This is a genomic window from Sorangium sp. So ce185, from assembly GCF_051526825.1.
Classification (GTDB): Bacteria; Myxococcota_A; Polyangia; order Polyangiales; family Polyangiaceae; genus Sorangium; species Sorangium cellulosum_D.
In genome coordinates this window covers 1581216-1598765 of sequence record NZ_CP150316.1, presented here as the reverse complement: position 1 = coordinate 1598765, position 17550 = coordinate 1581216, and the positions used below count along the sequence as shown (strand labels likewise).

General features: G+C 70.0%; 14 protein-coding genes. 12 read left to right on the top strand and 2 right to left on the bottom strand.

The window, feature by feature from the left end:
• The first annotated feature begins 6 nt into the window (after nucleotides 1-6).
• The 4 genes from WMF26_RS05925 (at nucleotide 7) to WMF26_RS05910 (ending at nucleotide 4399) form a co-directional block, all read left to right on the top strand.
• Nucleotides 7-372, top strand: coding sequence for a hypothetical protein (locus tag WMF26_RS05925; protein ID WP_437999511.1), 366 nt, complete (start codon nucleotides 7-9; stop codon nucleotides 370-372).
• 91 nt (nucleotides 373-463) lie between these two features.
• Entirely contained in the window at nucleotides 464-1567 is a 1104-nt protein-coding gene (locus WMF26_RS05920) for a substrate-binding domain-containing protein (protein WP_437999510.1), read from the top strand.
• A gap of 256 nt (nucleotides 1568-1823) precedes the next feature.
• Nucleotides 1824-3032, top strand: coding sequence for a PAS domain-containing protein (locus tag WMF26_RS05915; RefSeq protein ID WP_437999509.1), 1209 nt, complete (start codon nucleotides 1824-1826; stop codon nucleotides 3030-3032).
• 179 nt (nucleotides 3033-3211) lie between these two features.
• Nucleotides 3212-4399 (top strand): hypothetical protein, encoded by a 1188-nt coding sequence (locus WMF26_RS05910; RefSeq protein WP_061629365.1) that lies wholly within the window; start codon nucleotides 3212-3214, stop codon nucleotides 4397-4399.
• A gap of 28 nt (nucleotides 4400-4427) precedes the next feature.
• Here the strand turns inward: WMF26_RS05910 and WMF26_RS05905 are convergent, their stop codons facing one another.
• A complete protein-coding gene (locus WMF26_RS05905; RefSeq protein WP_437999508.1) occupies nucleotides 4428-5774 on the bottom strand; it encodes an MBL fold metallo-hydrolase in 1347 nt (448 codons plus the stop codon).
• Between the two features lie 254 nt (nucleotides 5775-6028).
• On the bottom strand, nucleotides 6029-6223 hold the full coding sequence (locus WMF26_RS05900) for a hypothetical protein (protein ID WP_437999507.1): 195 nt from the start codon (nucleotides 6221-6223) through the stop codon (nucleotides 6029-6031).
• 541 nt (nucleotides 6224-6764) lie between these two features.
• Between WMF26_RS05900 and WMF26_RS05895 the strand changes: the two genes are divergently transcribed.
• The 8 genes from WMF26_RS05895 to WMF26_RS05860 all read left to right on the top strand — a co-directional run bounded on the left by WMF26_RS05895 (nucleotide 6765) and on the right by WMF26_RS05860 (nucleotide 17546).
• A complete protein-coding gene (locus tag WMF26_RS05895; protein ID WP_437999506.1) occupies nucleotides 6765-7124 on the top strand; it encodes a hypothetical protein in 360 nt (119 codons plus the stop codon).
• A 99-nt stretch (nucleotides 7125-7223) separates the two neighbouring features.
• Entirely contained in the window at nucleotides 7224-7580 is a 357-nt protein-coding gene (locus tag WMF26_RS05890; protein WP_437999505.1) for a hypothetical protein, read from the top strand.
• 470 nt (nucleotides 7581-8050) lie between these two features.
• Complete coding sequence (locus WMF26_RS05885; RefSeq protein WP_437999504.1) at nucleotides 8051-9961, top strand: glycosyl hydrolase; 1911 nt, start codon at nucleotides 8051-8053, stop codon at nucleotides 9959-9961.
• 277 nt (nucleotides 9962-10238) lie between these two features.
• A complete protein-coding gene (locus WMF26_RS05880) occupies nucleotides 10239-12110 on the top strand; it encodes a glycoside hydrolase family 15 protein (RefSeq protein ID WP_438002381.1) in 1872 nt (623 codons plus the stop codon).
• A gap of 311 nt (nucleotides 12111-12421) precedes the next feature.
• Nucleotides 12422-13540, top strand: a complete 1119-nt coding sequence (locus WMF26_RS05875) for a glucose 1-dehydrogenase (protein ID WP_438002380.1) — start codon at nucleotides 12422-12424, stop codon at nucleotides 13538-13540.
• 32 nt (nucleotides 13541-13572) lie between these two features.
• Nucleotides 13573-15348, top strand: coding sequence for an IlvD/Edd family dehydratase (locus WMF26_RS05870; protein WP_437945141.1), 1776 nt, complete (start codon nucleotides 13573-13575; stop codon nucleotides 15346-15348).
• 26 nt (nucleotides 15349-15374) lie between these two features.
• Entirely contained in the window at nucleotides 15375-16370 is a 996-nt protein-coding gene (locus WMF26_RS05865) for a C-terminal binding protein (RefSeq protein ID WP_437999503.1), read from the top strand.
• A 165-nt stretch (nucleotides 16371-16535) separates the two neighbouring features.
• A complete protein-coding gene (locus tag WMF26_RS05860; protein WP_437999502.1) occupies nucleotides 16536-17546 on the top strand; it encodes an aldo/keto reductase in 1011 nt (336 codons plus the stop codon).
• Nucleotides 17547-17550 lie beyond the last annotated feature (4 nt).

Genomic DNA, 17550 nt, shown 5'->3' with positions numbered 1-17550 from the left:
TTTGCCGTGAAGAAGAGATCGCCCCTCTCCTCATTCCTCGTCGGCGCGTCGGCCGCCGCGTGCCTCTTTTCGTGGGGCTGCATCGAGGTCGGCCACCCCGTCGAGGTGGGCTGTTACGTCGAGGTCGACAACCCGAATTGCGTGGACACGGGCGTCTCCGCGAGCTCCTCCCACGCGAGCGGGACCGCCTCGACCGGCGGCGGGGGCGGCGGCGGCGCGGACACTGACGGCGGGACGGGCGGCCATGGCGGCGACGGCGGCGCTGGCGGGACGGGCGGCCATGGCGGCGACGGCGGCGCTGGCGGGACAGGCGGTCACGGCGGCGACGGCGGCGCTGGCGGGACAGGCGGTCACGGCGGCGACGAACCGTGATGGATAACGAGCGTCGACCGCCAAACATCTCTCACCCAATCGCAACATCGTTCTCGACGGCTCTTTTGCATCTCGAGCGTGGAGGGGGTTCATGCGCCATCAAACATTCTCCGGTATTCTCCTGGCGGCCAGCCTGGTCGCCTGCAGCGAAAGCGAGAGCGCGACGGGTGAGCCGATCACCATCGCCTACATCACGCACAACAAGTGCAATCGGTTCCACGACCTCGGGCGCGAGGGCGCCAGGCAGGCGAGCACGGAGCTCGCGGCCACGAGCGCGCGCCCGGTCGAGGTGAGGATCATCGATCCCGAGTGCCCGGAGCTCGACGAAAACGGCGATCCGCTCGTTGCCGACGACGAGTGCTACTTCTCCCGGCCGCAGATGGCGGAGCTGGAGAAGGTCATCGACGAGAAGGTGGACGCCATCTCCGTCGACGTCTTCGACGGGGTCTGCGAGAACGACCTCATCAACCGGGCCGTGGACGCCGGCATCAAGGTCGTCACCTACGGCGGCGACGCGCCGGACAGCAGGCGCCACACCTACTACGGCATGGACAACAAGGCCGCTGCCGCCTTCCTCATGGACGCGCTCGCGACCATCAACGGGAAGACCGGGAAGATCGCCTTCCAGACGATGATGGAAGAGAACAGGGACGGCGGCTACACCCCCACCGCCGCAGGGACCTTCATCGACCGGACCGCCGGCTTCTCCGAGGCGCTGAAGAAATACCCGGGCATGACGAACGCCGCGACCCTCCCCTGCCTCTGCTGCGACTATCAAGACCCCTTCTGCACGCAGCAGGCGCAGCAGGCGCTGGAGGACGACCCGGAGATCACGGGCTTCTTCTTCTCCTACAGCAAGCTCCTCGGCGAGCCGGACCTCGAGGCCCACGCGCCGTTGCTCGCCGAGAAGGCGATGGCGAAGGAGATCCACTCGGTCGCGTTCGATACGCTGCCGGAGTACCTGGATCGCATGCGCGCCGGCTACGTCGACGTGCTCCTCGGCCAGAAGCTGTTCGGCTGGGGCTACGACACCGTGATGCTGGCGTACGACCTGGTCACCACCGATCGGCGCGTGGACCCCTTCACCGACGCTGGCTGGTACGTCGTCTGTCCGAACAACCTGGACGAGTTCGAGCGCAATACCCAGGCGATGGACTACCGGACGCCCCTGTCCGACTGCAGCCTGCTCCCCTGAGCCCGGCGGTGCGGCGCGCCGCAGGCGACGCCGCGTGACGCGCGCCGCGAGCGACGTCGCGTGACGCGCTCCGCCATCGCTGCTCGCGCCTGTGCCAAGTGGCTGGCGCGCCGCGCCGGGCGCCCTCGACGACGAGGCGGCACCGTCGATTCGGCCGCGCGCCCCGCGGCCAGTGGCTATCATGTGGCAAGCTCAGGCCCGCGCGCTTGCCGCCGCCCGACGTCGAAGGAGCCACCATGAACAAGGCCGTGCCGGGATGAAAGAGACCAGGGGCAAGGACCACCCTGAGGCGACCGGCGGGCGCGCTCAGCGGATGCTCGACGCGACGCCGGCGATCCTGTGTGTCGTGGACATGAGAGAGCGGCGGCTCACCGCGCACAATGCCGCCCTCGCCCGCGCGCTCGGCTGCTCCGACGAGGAGCTCTCGACGCGCGGCCTCGCGGCGCTCTCGGCCCGCATCCACCCCGACGACCTCGCCGGCCTGGCCGCGCGCGCCGAGCGGCTCTCGGCGGCGCGGGACGGCGAGGTCGTGGACGGCGAGCTGCGGGCGCTGGGCCGCGAGGGGGACGAGCGGGTCTTCGCCGTCCGCGCCGAGGTCTTCACCCGCGGCGAGGACGGCGCCGCGCGCGAGATCTTCCTGTCGGCCGAGGACGTGACCGAGCGGCGGCGCCGCGAGCGGCGCCTGCTCCGGAGCGAGGCGCTGCTCGCCGCGTTCTGCGAGCGCGCGCCGGTCCTGCTTTACGCGAAGGACGGGGACGGCGCCTTTCTCCTGGTGAGCCGCTCGCTCGAGGAGATCGTCGGCGCGGCCCCGGGCAGCATGGTCGGCAAGACCGACAAGGACTTCTTCCCGCCGGAGGTCGCGGCGATTTACAACGATGTCGACGCGCTCGTGCGCAGCAGCGGCACCCCGTTCGAGGCCGAGGATCCCGTGCCGCACCCCGGGGGCGAGAAGACGTATTTCACGATCAAGTTCCCGGTCTCGGGCGAGGGCATCCCGGAGGGCTCGATGGCCGGCGTCTCGCTCGACATCACCCGCGTCAAGGAGGCGGAGCGCGAGCGGGAGGCGGCGCGGGACGAGCTCATCGTCGCCCAGCAGGACACGATACGGGAGCTCGTCACGCCGCTCTTGCCGATCGCCGAGGGCGTCCTCGTCATGCCGCTCATCGGCTTCTTCGACAGCGCGCGGGCGGGCGGCATCATCGAGACGCTGCTCCAGGGCGTCGAGCGGCACGCGGCCCGCATCGCGATCATCGACATCACCGGCGTCAAGGCGGTCGACGAGCGCGTCGCCGAGATGCTGGTGCAGGCCGCGCGCGCGGCCGGGCTGCTCGGCGCCGAGGTCGTCTTGACCGGCATCCAGCCCGCGATCGCGCGGACGATGATCGAGCTCGACATCGACCTGCGCGGCCTGGTCACGGAGGGCACCTTGCAAGGCGGCATCGCGTACGCCCTGAAGCGCCGGTGACGGGCGGCCGGCCGCGCATCGGCGCGAGGCCCGCGGACTCCCGTTCGATCCATCGGTAAAGTTGCGCCACGAGCGCCGATCGCCGGCCTCCGGCGCGCCCGCGCGGGCGCTCGCGCGCGCGGCGTTCGTACGGGCTTCGATGAAGGATGTGGCGCGCCCCCGTGTGGTAACTTCGGCGCATGACCAGCGCGAGCGTGACGCTGCCAGTCCCGGTCGCGGCGCCGCGCCGGGAGGCCTCGGGCGCCCGCCTCATCGAGTTCCTGCTCGTGGGCGGCGCGACGCTCGTGCTCTTTCCGCTCGCGTGGCTGCTCCGCCGGGCGGTCGGGCTCGACGCGTCGGAGCTCGCGATCGGCTTCTTGACGTTCCACGCCGCGTCCGTGATCAACGATCCTCACTTCGCGGTCACGTACCTGCTGTTCTACAGGGACGCGAGGCGCCGCGCGTTCGACGGCGCGCTCCCCCCGGCGCAGCGGGCCCGCACCGTCGTCGCGGGGCTCCTCGTCCCGCTCGCGCTGCTCGCCTGGGCGGCCTTCGCGCTCTCGACCGGCTCCGCGCGGGCGATGGGCTTCATGATCCAGCTCATGTTTCTCCTGGTGGGCTGGCATTACGTGAAGCAGGGCTTCGGCGTCCTGACGGTGCTGTCGGCGCGGCGCGGGTTCCGGTTCAGCCCGCTGGAGCGCAGGGTGATCCTCGCGCACTGCTTCGCGGCCTGGGCCTATGCGTGGGCGAGCCCGGCCGATCCGGGCAGGGAGCTCGAGGAGAAGGGCGTGGTCTACACCTCGATCGCGCACCCGCCGGCCCTCGAGCCCATCGCCGGCGCGGCCTTCGCGCTGAGCGCGCTCGCGCTGTGCTGGGCGCTCGCGCGGCGGTGGCGCGCGGACCGGCGGCTACCGCCGCTCTCGCCGCTCGCGGGGTTCCTCATCACGGTGTGGCTCTGGACGGTGTACTCGAGCCTCGACCGGCTCATGATGTACGTGATTCCGGCGCTGCACTCCGTCCAGTATCTGTATTTCGTCTGGCTCCTGAAGCGGAACGAGGCGCGCGACGCCGAGGGCCCGCCGCTGTTCGGGAGGCCGACAAGCCTGCGCCTCGGCCTCCTGGCCGCCTCCGCCGTCGGCCTCGGGTGGGTCGTGCTCCGCGGCGCGCCCGCGCTCCTCGACGGCGCGCTGGTGCTGAGCGCGAGCGGCGACGAGACGATGGCCGGGCTGGGCCCGACACCCTACCTCGCGGCCATCTACGTGTTCGTGAACATCCACCACTATTTCATGGATAACGTGATCTGGCGCCGGGAGAACCCCGAGACACGGTACCTGCTGCGCCAGGACGGCGAGGACGGCGAGGACGGCGAGGACGGCGCGAGCGGCTGAGCGGCGAGCGCGCGCCCCCGCGCCCGCGTCACGCCCTCCGCTTCACCACCGCCCCCACCGCGCGCGCGGCGAGCCAGACGACGGACGCCGCGGCGCCGATCGCGCTCGCCGCCGCGAGGGAAGCCCGCATCAGCGCCGGATTGACCTTCTCCGGCCGGTGATCGGGCAGGTACGGGTGGAGGGCGCGCGGCAGCACCCACGCCTCGCTCCCGGGGCCCTCGCCGCCGATCGCGCGCACCGCGCGGGCGATGCGGCCGCGGGGCTGCACGCGGCTCTGCACCCAGGGGATGAAGCGGGCGATCGGGAGGCGGCCAGGCGCCTGCCGCTCCATCCAGGCCACCGTGCGCCTCAGCTCGTCCGCCGTCGCGGCGGCGCTGCCGTCGCCGTCGAGGCGGTGCCACTCGCCGTGGCTGGGCAGGAGCCACGCGAACCGGAGGTGGCCCGCCTCCGCAAGGGCGACCAGCCGGCGCACGGAGCCGGTCTGGCGCTCCCAGTCGTGCCAGCACTGGAGCCGGAACGCCATGATCTGGCCGAGGCGGCGCGAGTAGGCGAGGTGATCGCCGGTGAACAGGAAGCGGCCGCGGTACAGCAGGCACATCGACCCCGCGGTGTGGCCGGGCTGCGAGAGCACGGCGAGCTCGGCGCCGGCGAGCGCGGCGTCGGCGAGCGGCGCGCCCTCGAGGGTCATGGGCTCGGGGCGGTCGGGGAGCTGGATCTCCACGTCGGTGGTGACCGCGGTGTACGCGCCGCCGCGCGCGCTCACGTCCGCGTAGCCGAGGATGCGGCGAGCGCCGGGAAAGCGGGCCGCGAACTCGGCGTGGTGCGCGGTGTTGTCACTGTGGGTGAGGAAGATCCACCGCACGCCGCCGCGCTCCTCGAGGAAGCGGAAGATGGCCTCGCTCGGCTTGGGCAGATCGACGAGCACGTTCCCGCCGGGGCGCTCGATGAAGTAGGCCGTGGCCCCGACGGTTTCCCTCGAGGGCTCGCCGAGCGCCCAGACGTCCTCCTCGATGCGGCGCGGCCAGGTGCTGAAAGGAGCGCCGAGCTCGCCGGCGCGAGGGCGCGCGGCGGGCGGCTTGAGGCGCAAGGCGTTGACCGGGCAGGAGGCCACGGCCGTGCGCGCCGCCTCGAAGTCGGCCCGGCTCCGCGGCTGGCGCAGGACGCCCGTGAACGCCCCCTCGTCGTACGTGCCCTCCAGCACGGCGGGGCCGCGACGCTTCACGTCGCCGTCCATGGCCTCCCAGTGCGCGGGCGCCACCTCGCCCAGGAGCTCTGGCGCGAAGTTCCTGCAGACACCGACGCCGCAGCAAGCTCGCGTGACGTGCAGTCGTCCCCAATCTTCCCCATCGATGCCGTCGGTAGGCGTGTTGTTCATGGGCGCGCAGACTATCACGCTCCACCCGGGCCGCCATGGGCGCCCAGCTGTCCGAGCCGGTGAGTAATCGCACCGAAGCAGACCGAGCGCTGCCGCTCCGCCGCCCTCCCCGGTCGTCCAGGTTGTACACACCCGCGGTTCGCGCGAGCAGCTTTACGACGCTGCGGCGGCGCCCGTCATCCGCCGCGCGCTCCCGCCCCGGTGACCCGGGTCCTCTCCGGCGCCGGCGAGGCCGCCGCGCCGGCCGCCTCCTCTCAGGCGCCGAAGGTCTTCGACCTCTTCTGGCCGCAGGTGGAGGTGATCGCCGCGCCCTCGGCGTCGCGCCCGCGGGCGATCGGCGCGCACCCGAACCGAGGCACGTTATTGCGCGCGTCGAAGGGTTGCCACTGCCCACCACGATAGGCCTCCAACCACACCGAGGAGTCCATGGCCCCGTGGAGAGGACTCACGCCGATGTCGCCGAGGTATCCAGCGCACGACCGGGCCCGATTCGCGCCCGAGGTGATAGTGCCGAGGAACGAAATCACAGATGGCCCGCGCGCGGGCCCACGGGCTCGCCCATCGCGGGCTCGCCTCACGGACGAGATCGAATCGAGTGGCGCGGGGACATACTCGCGCGACAAACGCGGTTCCGGAGTTGTCGGATTCGATGCCCTACAAGCGCCAGGTCGCCCGGCTGGACACCGGGGCCGCGGGCGCCGAGGGGTGAGCGCCCTCCCCGGAAGAGACAGCTCGCACCACGCCCGAGCAGCCACGACGCGAAAAAGCGTCGCCCCGGCGAAATCGGCGCCTGCTGCGCCGATATGCGTGGTGCCGTGGCGCATCTTTCTGCTATACATTGGCGTACACGCAGTGAAGTTGTCGGCGATGCCGTCTGGCCCATCGACCAGGCCCGGCAAACACGGCCGTCATGCGACGTTCGAGGCAACTTTCGCACAGCCGTGGGATGCACGCGCGTCTCGTGCCTTCCACCGTCGGAGGAACGTCGAGATGACTCACACGTGCACGCCGAGCATCACCGCCGCGCCGGTCGAAGCGACCCAGGGCGACAGCCCTGCCTCGGCCACGAGCTCGCGCGCTGAGCGCGGGGAGGTACAGACCGTGAAGCCGTGGTTGTCGCGGGTGGTGGACGGTGTGGAACAAAGGCTCTGCTGGCGCTTCCAGGTGCACGGGCGGAGCGACGTCACGTACGAGCCGGCGAGCGGCCAGCACGGCCCCTTCGATCGCGACAGGCAGCGGCACCTCAAGACGGGTGAGACGTTCCAGCGGCTCGACCGCTCGGGCTCTCCTCGGAAGTACGGCGGGCTCGTCTGGCAGTCGAAGCGCTCGCTCGCCGGCTCGGGCCGGTGAGCGACGGCTCCACGCGAGCCCGGCCGCCAGGCCGTCACGGAAAGACACGTCACCCGGTCCGCACGCAAGGGCCGTCCACGGAGCTTGTTGATCACCGCCATGTCCATCCCCCAGAAGCCAGTCGCCTCCGCCCAGTTGCTCGCCACCGCTGCCCCCCTCAGCTTCCGCGCCACGTCGCGCGACCGGAGCGGCTCGACGCTCGGGGTGCTGCTCGACGCGTCCGGCGCTCAGCAGCACCTCGTGATCGAAGAGGGCGGCCAGGAGGGTACCTGGATGCTGTCGAGCGCGTTGCCCTACGGCCACGCCTCCTTTCTTCTGTACGAGAGCGCCGCCAACGTGCTGCGCGGCGGAAACCTGAGTGAGGGCGGGAGCATTTCGTACCAGGGAGCGCTGTACACGATCGAGACGTCGCTCGACGGGAATACCCGTACAGCGAAGGTGAGCGGCAGCGTGTGATCGGCCGCCGGTCGCTCACGCTCACCGGCCGGATCGATCCGCGGCCGCTCGTGCGGCGCCGTCGCCGTTCTCCGGGTCGGAGCGGCGAGCGCGGCGACGACCGTCAACGCGGCTGACGCAGGGCGCGCCCCTTCAGGGCGTGAACGATCCCCCACATCCGGCGGATCGAAGGTGAGGGTCGGCGTCGCGCCGGCGCCCTCGATCACCGCGCCAACAGCACAAGCGAAAACTTCCGTTACAGGCGCCCCCCCGGGTGATTCTACCCGGCGTGCGTTCCGCGCCGCCGCCGACCCCGAGCGATCCAGGCGCGCCGCTGACCGTGATCCCGGCAACATGAACCGGTTAACTTTGTGGGCCCGACGCGGCCCGAAACTGACGACGGCCCCTCGTACCGGAAATCGGCATTGACGCTGAACCGATTCAGATCTTACTGCTTCCCCCACCACTCGTATCTTCGCGGGGAAGCCACCATGAATCTCAACCAGCTCAGCCCACGCCTGTGCGCCGCGTTCCTTCTGTGCTTGGCAGCCGCGTGCGGGTCGTCGAACGACGGCGCGCCGCCGGGGGATCCCCCTCCCGGAGACAACCCGCCCGGAGACGACCCCCCGGACGACAACCCCCCGGACGACAACCTGCCGGACGACAATCCGCCGGACGACAACCCCCCGGACGACAACCCGCCCGGCGATGATCCGGAGTTCCCGGACACGCCCCGGGGCAAGCTCCTCGAGGACCTCTGGACCTCGTCGCGAGCCGGCAAGTTCCGGTTCGGATACGAGCACAGCATCCTGTGGGGGCTCTACGACCCGGGCACGAAGGGGCTCATCTCGACCAACGACTGGTTCGCGACCCTCGCGGGCGCGGCCAGCCGCGACGAGCGCGCGTGGGCGTCGGACGCCGGCGCGACCGTGGGAGAGAACCCCGGGCTGCTCGGCCTCTCCCTCGACGCGATGGTCTTCGACCCGGTCGCCTGGAACCGGCGCGACGTCGCCGCCGCCGCCGTGGCGTACACGCTGGAGCAGCCGGGCGGCATGGTGGCCATCGACTGGCACACGCCCCCGTGCAACTACGACATCGCGAGCTCGGACTTCGCGGCCGACATCGCGACGCCGCTCGCCACCATCACGGTCGACGGCCAGAGCGTCCCGATCCACGCCCAGGGCGGCGGCACCCCGTTCTACGCCGAGACGTACTATTCGGCGTCCCTGGGCTCCAGCGCCGATATCCCGGAGAACCTGAAGTGCGTCTGCAAGATCGCCAATGACGTGCCGATCGCGGAGGGGACCTTCGCCGGGATCTCGGCGCGCGACTGGCTCGTGGCCCACGCGAAGTACGTGGCCCAGTTCTTCCGCGACCACGGGCTCGACGGCAAGCCGGTCGTCCTCAGGCCGTTCCACGAGCACACCGGCGCGTGGTTCTGGTGGGGTCAGCCGTACTGGAACTGCCAGGCCCTGCTCGGCGACGATCAGGCCGTCACCGGCCCCGACGCCTACCGCGCCGCGTACCGCACGTTCGCCGAGGCCGTCCGGAGCGAGCCGGGGATGGAGAACGTGATCTTCGCGTACTCGACCGACAAGCTGCGGAAGCTGAGCGACAGCGAGGTGACGCCCGCCGAGGCGAAGATCCGAGATCCAGAGAGCCTCTCTCGCGACCTGCTCCGAGCGCGCCTGGTCGAGGAGCTCTCCGAGCTCGGCGCGGCCTACGAGAGCCCGCCCCAGCAGGCGATCCTCGACCACGACGGCCAGCCGCCGTCCGAGCTGCTGGAGGCGTACTACCTTGAGGCGTACCCCGGGGACGACCTCATCGACATCCTCGGCATCGATCTCTATTACCCGTACGAGCGGGCGGCGTCCCCGGCCGACCTCGAGGACATGAAGGCGATGGCGAGCGCCGTCGCGGCGGTCGGCGCGGCCAAGGGCAAGCCGCACGCGCTCAGCGAGACGGGCACCTACCGGCTGCACCTCCTGCACCGGATCAGCAAGCTCGCGGCGGGCCAGTCGCTCGCGCTGTATCCGGCGGACCACGTGAGCCGGTGGTACGACACCCTGTTCGATCAGGGCATGAAGGCCGAGTTCCTGGACAACTACGGCCTCAGCGCGGCGTCCGCCGTCGCGCTCTCCTCGACCGAGGTGACGAGCCTCTTCCCGGACGCGGGGCAGGGCGCCGTCACGGAGGACTGGTACAACGAGCACCTGCTCGAGATCGCGAAGAGCGCGGGCGTCTCCTACGCGCTGACGTGGCAGACCTACTATGACGGCAGCGACTTCGACGACAAGGCCGTCTACTATTATGTCCCGTTCCCGGGCCACCCCGAGGCGGACAACTTCCGTCGCTTCGCGGAGGACCCCGCGGTCTGCTTCGGCCCGATGGCGTGCGAGTAGGCGCCGCCGCGGGGTCGCCCGCTCCTCGAGCTCCACCCGGCTTTCACCCGGCAGGGGTCCTGCCCGGGATCCGGAGAGAGAGATTTCAACGCAAAGGCGCAAAGACGCAAAGACGCAAAGACGCAAAAAGGGAACAAATATCATGCATTTTTGCGCCTTTGCGCCCCTTGCGCCTTTGCGCTAAAATTCATCTTCGCTCGCGAGCCAGATCCCTGGCAGGATTTCTGATCCGCGGCACCAGGATTGCGGTCCAGGCATGACCCTGCATATTGCAGCGATGCCAGCTCCGCTCGAACACTACGGTCTCATCGGTGACACGACCACGGTCGGTCTGGTCTCACGTAACGGCTCGCTCGACTGGCTCTGCTTGCCACGCATCGACTCAGACGCGTGTTTCGCGAAGCTGCTCGGACGCGACGAACACGGCTACTGGACCATCCGGCCAGCCACGGCGATACGAAGCTTGGAGCGGCGCTATCGGCGGGACACGCTGGTCCTCGAGACCGAGTTCGTCTGTGAGAGCGGCCGCGCGCGCCTGATCGACTTCATGCCCCCAGGCGTGGCCGCGCACGAGGCCCCCCGGCTCGTCGACGGAGCCTATGGCATCGTCGAGCACGACGTCATCCGGATCGTCGAGGGAGTCGAGGGCGAAGTCCCGATGCACTCCGATCTGAGGGCGCGGTTCGGCTACGGCCGCGTGATCCCGTGGATCCAGTGTGACGGAGGCCGCGCGACGCTCACGTCTGGACCCGCCGCGATCGCGTTCAGCAGCCCAGCGTCGCTCAACCCCGACTGGAACGCCGCCCGGTTGGAGACGAGCTTCGTCGTCCGCGCGGGTCAGCGCCTGCCGTTCACCCTCACGTTCTACCCGTCGCATGAGCACGCGCCGGCCCACCCCGTCGACGCGGAGCAGGAGCTCGCGCGAACCGAGCGTCACTGGCGCGAGTGGGCGGGCCGTTGTCGTTACCAGGGCCGCTGGCGTGATGCCGTCGTGCGGTCGCTCCTCACGCTGAAGGCGCTCACCTACGCGCCTACGGGTGGGATCGTGGCGGCGCCGACCACGTCCTTGCCGGAGGACCTCGGCGGCGTTCGCAACTGGGACTATCGCTACTGCTGGTTGCGCGACTCCACGCTCACGCTCGACGCCCTGATGCGCGGCGGGTACCTCGAGGAAGCTCGGGCCTGGCGCGACTGGCTCATGCGCGCGGTCGCCGGTGCTCCTGCGCAGCTGCAGATCATGTACGGCGTCGCCGGGGAGCATCGGCTCACCGAGGTCGAGCTGCCGTGGCTCCCGGGATACGAGGAATCGAGACCGGTGAGGATCGGCAACGGCGCATACGATCAGTTTCAACTCGACGTCTACGGTGAGGTGCTCAACACGCTCTACGATGCCCACGCACACGGCCTGCCGGATCTGCCGCACACGTGGGACCCTATCGTGGAGATCGTGGACTTCGTCGAGGAGTCCTGGCAGCGGCCGGACGAAGGCATCTGGGAGGTACGCGGGGGAAAGCAGCTGCACTTCACGCACTCGAAGCTGATGACCTGGGTGGCCGTGGATCGCGCCGTACGCATGATCGAGGAGTTCGGTGTAGGCGGACAGCATCGACTGGAGAAGCGGCTCCAGCGCTGGCGCGCGTTGCGCGAGCAGATCCGCGGCGACCTGCTCTCGCGCGGATTCAACACGCGCGTCGGCGCCTTCACGCAATCGTACGGCTCGGAAGCCCTCGACGCCAGCGTGCTCCTGATCCCGCACATGGGCTTCCTGGCCGCCGATGATCCCCGCATGCTGTCCACCGTCGCGGCGATCGAGAAGGGCCTCACCCGGGATGGCCTCGTCCTGCGCTACGCGACCGAAACGGGCGTGGACGGTCTGCCGGGGGACGAAGGGACCTTCCTCATCTGCAGCTTCTGGCTCGCCGACAACTACGCGATGGTCGGTCGCCTCGACGAGGCGGAGGCGCTCCTCGATCGCTTGGTCTCCTTCGGCAATGATGTCGGCCTGCTCGCCGAGGAGTACAGCCCCGAGCTGCGCCGCCAGCTCGGCAATTTTCCACAGGCGTTCTCTCACGTCGGGGTCGTCAACACCGCACACATCATCGACGCAAGGAGAGCCGGGAAGGAAGTGTCCTTGCCATCCGCGGCGTAAGCCTTGCTGACGGTAACTGACGATAGCCGACGGTAGCCGACGGTCGCTGGCGACAGTGGGTAAGCGGCCGGTCGAGTCCCGTCAATTCCTGTCAAACGCGATCGAGCGAGAAGCTCACCGCCGCCGCGCTCGTCGGGGAGCGACCGCCTTCTCCGAAGCGGTGGGTCACCGGCGGGTGGTCGCCTCGGGCTTGCCGCCCCCGAACGAACGCCCCATGGGACCCGTCGCCGACGTGCGCTGCCTGGCACGCACGACGACGAGCGGGCACGGCTCGCAGGAAGGGGGGACGCGTGAAGTCGGTCGCTGCCTTGATGGCCGAGAGGGTGGTGTGTCTCGTGGAAGAGGAAGACCAGCCGGACGCTCGGCGGCTTCCGTACGGGCACGCGCTGCTCCGCACCCTCGCAGTCGGACTGTGCGGAACCGACCGGGAGATTGCCGCGTTCACCTACGGGTCCGCCCCGGCAGGGACGGACCGGCTCGTGCTGGGACACGAGGCTCTCGCCGAGGTCGTACAGACGGGTGACGGCGTGGTTCGCCTTCGTCCCGGAGATCTCGTGGTGCCGACCGTGCGTCGGGCCTGTACCAGAATCGAGTGCCCGGCCTGCCGCGTCGGGCACCAGGACTTCTGCGCGACGGGCGAGTTCATCGAGCGCGGCATCTGCGGAGCGGACGGCTTCATGACCGAGCTCTTCGTCGAGGAGGAGCGTTACCTCGTCCCCGTCCCTCAGGCGGTCGGCGAGCTCGGCGTCCTCGTCGAGCCGCTGAGCGTCGTGGCCAAAGCGTTCGCCCAGCTCGACGCCACCCTGACGCGCCTGCCATGGGAGGACGGCGGGGCGCGGGGCCTGGTCCTCGGCGCCGGACCGATCGGCGTGCTCACGGCGATGGGGCTGGTCGCGAACGGAGCGCGGGCGGTCGTGTATTCGAGGGAGCCGAAGGACGGCGATCGGGCGCGCTTGGTGCGCAGCATCGGCGCCGACTACGTATCGAGCGAGGCCACCGACGTGCCGGGGCTGGTGAGGCGCCTCGGGCGGTTCGACGTGATCATCGAAGCGGTCGGCGTGCCGGAGTTCGCGTTCAAGACCCTCCCCGCGCTGGCGGCGAACGGCGCGTTCATCCTCACCGGCATCCCTGCGCCGCGGCCCGCGATCGACTTCGACGCATCCGGTCTGATGCGCGATTTCGTCCTCCAGAACCAGCTGATGTTCGGGACCGTGAACGCCGGACGCAAGTCGTACGAGGCAGCCGTCCGGATGCTCGAGCAGTTCCTTCTCCTGTTCCCCGACGCCGCGCGCCGGGTGATCGCGCGGCGGATCGCGCTCGACGAGGCGCCGGCCTTGCTGCGAGCAGCGGGGGGCGGAGCGAAGACGGTGATCCACATCGCAGCGGCCGGAACGGCGATGCGCGACGAAGGGCTTCGGGCTGCTGGGTAGGCCGTAGCGCCCCCCGTCCAGGAAGGTGAACGATGAACCAGAAGCGAAGGCTGCGGAGCCAAGCGTGGTGGGACGACGCGACAAATCCGGATATGACGGCGCTGTACCTCGAGCGCTACCTGAACTTCGGGCTGACCCGCGGAGAGCTCCAATCCGGCCGCCCCGTCATCGGGATCGCCCAGACGGGGAGCGACCTCGTGCCATGCAACCGCCATCATCTGAGCCTCGCCGTCCGAGTCAAGGAGGGCGTGCGCGACGCCGGCGGGATCCCGCTGGAATTCCCGGCGCACCCTCTCCAGGAGACAGGCAAGAGGCCCACCGCAGGCCTCGACAGGAACCTCGCGTACATCGGGTTGGTGGAGGTGCTCTTCGGATACGCCATCGACGGCGTCGTCCTCATGACGGGCTGCGACAAGACCACGCCGTCCTGCCTGATGGCGGCGGCGACGGTCGACCTGCCGGCGATCGTGCTCTCGGGCGGGCCGATGTTGAACGGATATTACCGGGGAAGGCTCGCCGGCTCGGGGCTCGTGATCTGGGAGGCACGCCGGCTCCTGGCGGCCGGCAGCATCGACTACGCGGAGTTCATGGACATGGTCGCCGCGGCGGCGCCCAGCGCGGGACACTGCAACACCATGGGAACGGCCTTGTCGATGAACGTCCTCGCCGAGGCCGTCGGGATGTCGCTGCCCGGATGCGCGGCGATCCCGGCGCCCTATCGGGAGCGGGCGCAGATGGCATACGCGACCGGGCGCCGGATCGTGGAGATGGTGCACGAGGACCTGACGCCGAGCGCGATCATGACCAAGGCGGCGTTCGAGAACGCGATCGCCGTCGCTTCGGCGATCGGCGCGTCGACCAACTGCCCCATCCACATGAACGCCATCGCGCGCCACGTCGGGGTCGACTTGACCAACGACGATTGGCAGAGGGTCGGGCAAGACGTCCACTTGCTCGTCGACTGCCAGCCCGCCGGGCGATTCCTGGGAGAGGATTTCTATCGCGCGGGGGGCGCGCCCGCCGTCATGAACGAGCTGCTCCGCGCGGGCCGTCTCCACGGGGATGCGCTCACGGTGTCCGGACGAACCGTGGGTGAGAACGTGGCGAGCGCCGTCGCCGCCAACCGCGACGTGATCCGACCGTACGAAGATCCGCTGCGCCGCGCCGCCGGCCTGCTCGTCATGAGCGGGAACCTCTTCGACTCGGCCGTCATGAAGAGCTGCGTCATAGGAGAGAGCTTCCGCAACCGCTACCTCTCGGACCCCGCGCATCCCGACGTCTTCGTGGCGCGGGCCGTCGTCTTCGAGGGGCCGGAGGATTACCACGCTCGCATCAACGATCCGTCGCTCGGCATCGACGAGAGCTGCATCCTCGTCATGCGCAACACGGGGCCCGTCGGCTATCCGGGCTCCGCGGAGGTCGTGAACATGCAGCCGCCCGACGCGCTGGTTCGGGAGGGGACGACGCTGCCGACGCTCGGCGATGGCCGCCAGAGCGGCACCTCGGACTGCCCCTCGATCCTGAACGCGTCGCCCGAGTCCGCGGTGGGCGGCGGCCTCGCGCTGATCCGGACGGGGGATCGCATCCAGGTCGATCTGCGCCGGCGTCGCGTGGACGTGTTGCTCTCCGACGAGGAGATCGAGCAGCGCCGCAAGTCGCTGAAGCTGCCGGAGCTCGAGAGCCAGACACCATGGCAGGAGATCTACCGGAACGCGGTCGGTCCCCTGTCCACCGGCGCCTGCTTCGAACCGGCCGTTCGGTACCAGCACCTCGTTCAGCTTCACGGGCTGCCTCGTCACTCACACTGAACGGCACGGGAACGGAGGTAAGGACCATGAGCGTGGAACGGACGGGGCAGGTCGTCGTGCTGGACTACGATTTCGGCGACGTCGACATCGAGCGCTCTCTCGTGGAGCCGGCCGGCTTCGAGGTGGTCGCCGCACAGTGCAAGACCGAAGAGGACGTCGTGGCCGTCGCGCGCGACGCCGTCGGCGTGCTCACGCAGTACGCCGAGGTCAAGGGGCGAGCCATCTCGGGGCTCCGGCGCTGCCAGGTCATCGCTCGGTACGGCACCGGGGTCGACACCGTCGACGTCGCGGCAGCGACCCGCCGTGGGATCCGCGTGACGAACGCGCCGAACGACTGGTGCGCCGACGAGGTCGCTGACCACGCCGTGGCGCTCTTGCTCACGCTCGCCCGCAAGCTGCCCGCGTACGATCGTGCCACGCGCGGTGGATCCTGGTCCTGGCAGGATGGCCGGCCGATCCACCGGATGCGGGGCGCGACCCTGGGGCTCCTGTCGTTCGGCGCGATCGCCCGGAACATCGCCGCGCGGATGGCGAGCTTCGGTGTGCGCGTCACAGCGCACGACCCCTTCCTCGACACGGACGAGGTCCGCGCCGCCGGCGCTGCCCCGGTGTCCTTCGACGAGCTCCTGGAGCGCTCCGACTACCTCGTCATCCAGGCGCCGCTGACCCGCGGGACCCGTGGTCTCATCGGAGAACGCGAGCTCCGGCGCATGAAGCGGACGGCGATCCTCGTCAACACCGCCCGTGGTCCGATCATCGACGACGGCGCTCTGTACCGGGCGCTCGCGGAGGGATGGATCGCGGGGGCCGGGCTCGACGATATCGCCGAGGAGCCGGCGAAGCGCCGGGACTGGAGTCCGACGAGCCCGCTCTTCTCGCTCGAGAATGTCGTCATCTCGCCCCACGCAGCTTACTACTCGGAAGAGTCGATCGAGTTCGTCCGACGATTTGCGGCGAGCGAGGTCGTTCGGGTCCTGTCCGGGCAGGAGCCGATGTCGCCCGTGAACCTCATGGCCGCTTGAGCCCGCCGTCTCGCCGGCGCCGGCGGGTATGGCGGATGCATTGAAGGAGATGGAACGAGATGGGAGGAGATGGGAGGAGGTGAAACGAGATGGGAGAGGATTGGAGGGCTCCCGCGCGGGTCATCTTGCGTCGGCGGCGAGCGGAAGAAACGAAGGAGGTGCACCATGGAGCGAGCGAACATTCGTGAGGTCCCGATTCCAGCGAGCCGGGTCGGCCTAGGGACCTGGGCCATGGGCGGGGTTCAATGGGGGGGCGCCGACGACGACGCGTCGGTCCGCACGATTCACGCGGCGCTCGACCTCGGGATCAACCTGATCGACACCGCGCCGGCCTACGGGTTCGGTCACTCCGAGGAGGTCGTCGGACGGGCCATCGCCGAGCGGGGCCAGCGCGAGCGGGTGGTCCTCGCGACAAAAGTGGGCCTCGAGCGGCGGGGCGATGCGCTCTTCCGGAACGGGACGCGCAAGCAGATCCTGGAGGAGGTCGAGCTCTCGCTCATGCGTCTGCGCACCGACTACATCGATCTGTATCAGGTACACTGGCCGGACCCACAAACGCCCTACGAAGAGACGGCCCAGGCCCTCCTCGATCTCCAGCGTGAAGGCAAAATCCGCGCGATCGGCGTCTCCAATTACTCGATCGACGCGATGCAGCGGTTCCGCTCCGTCGCGCCGATCGCCTCGGCGCAGCCGCCGCTCAACCTCTTCGAGAGGCAGGCGGAAGGGGACATCCTGCCTTGGTGCCGCGACAACGGGATCGCCACGCTCACGTACGGCGCGCTCTGCCGCGGGCTCCTGAGCGGCGCGATCGACGAAGAGACCGCGTTCAAGGGGGACGACCTCAGGAGGACCGATCCGAAGTTCCAACCTCCACGCTTCGCGCAGTACCTCGACGCGGTGAGGGACCTCGATCGATTCGCGCGCGACCGCTACGCGCGGGGCGTGCTCGCGCTCGCGGTGCGCTGGGTGCTCGACCACCCGGGTGTCTCGGTGGCTCTCTGGGGAGCTCGACGGCCGGAGGAGCTCGCGCCGATCAACGATGTGGTGGGATGGAGCCTCGACGACGAAGCCCGCGCCCACATCGACGCCGTGCTCACCCGAGCCGTGCGCGACCCGGTGGGTCCAGAGTTCATGGCGCCGCCGGAGCGCCCCGCCGAGGCGCGCAGCGCAGCCTGACGCT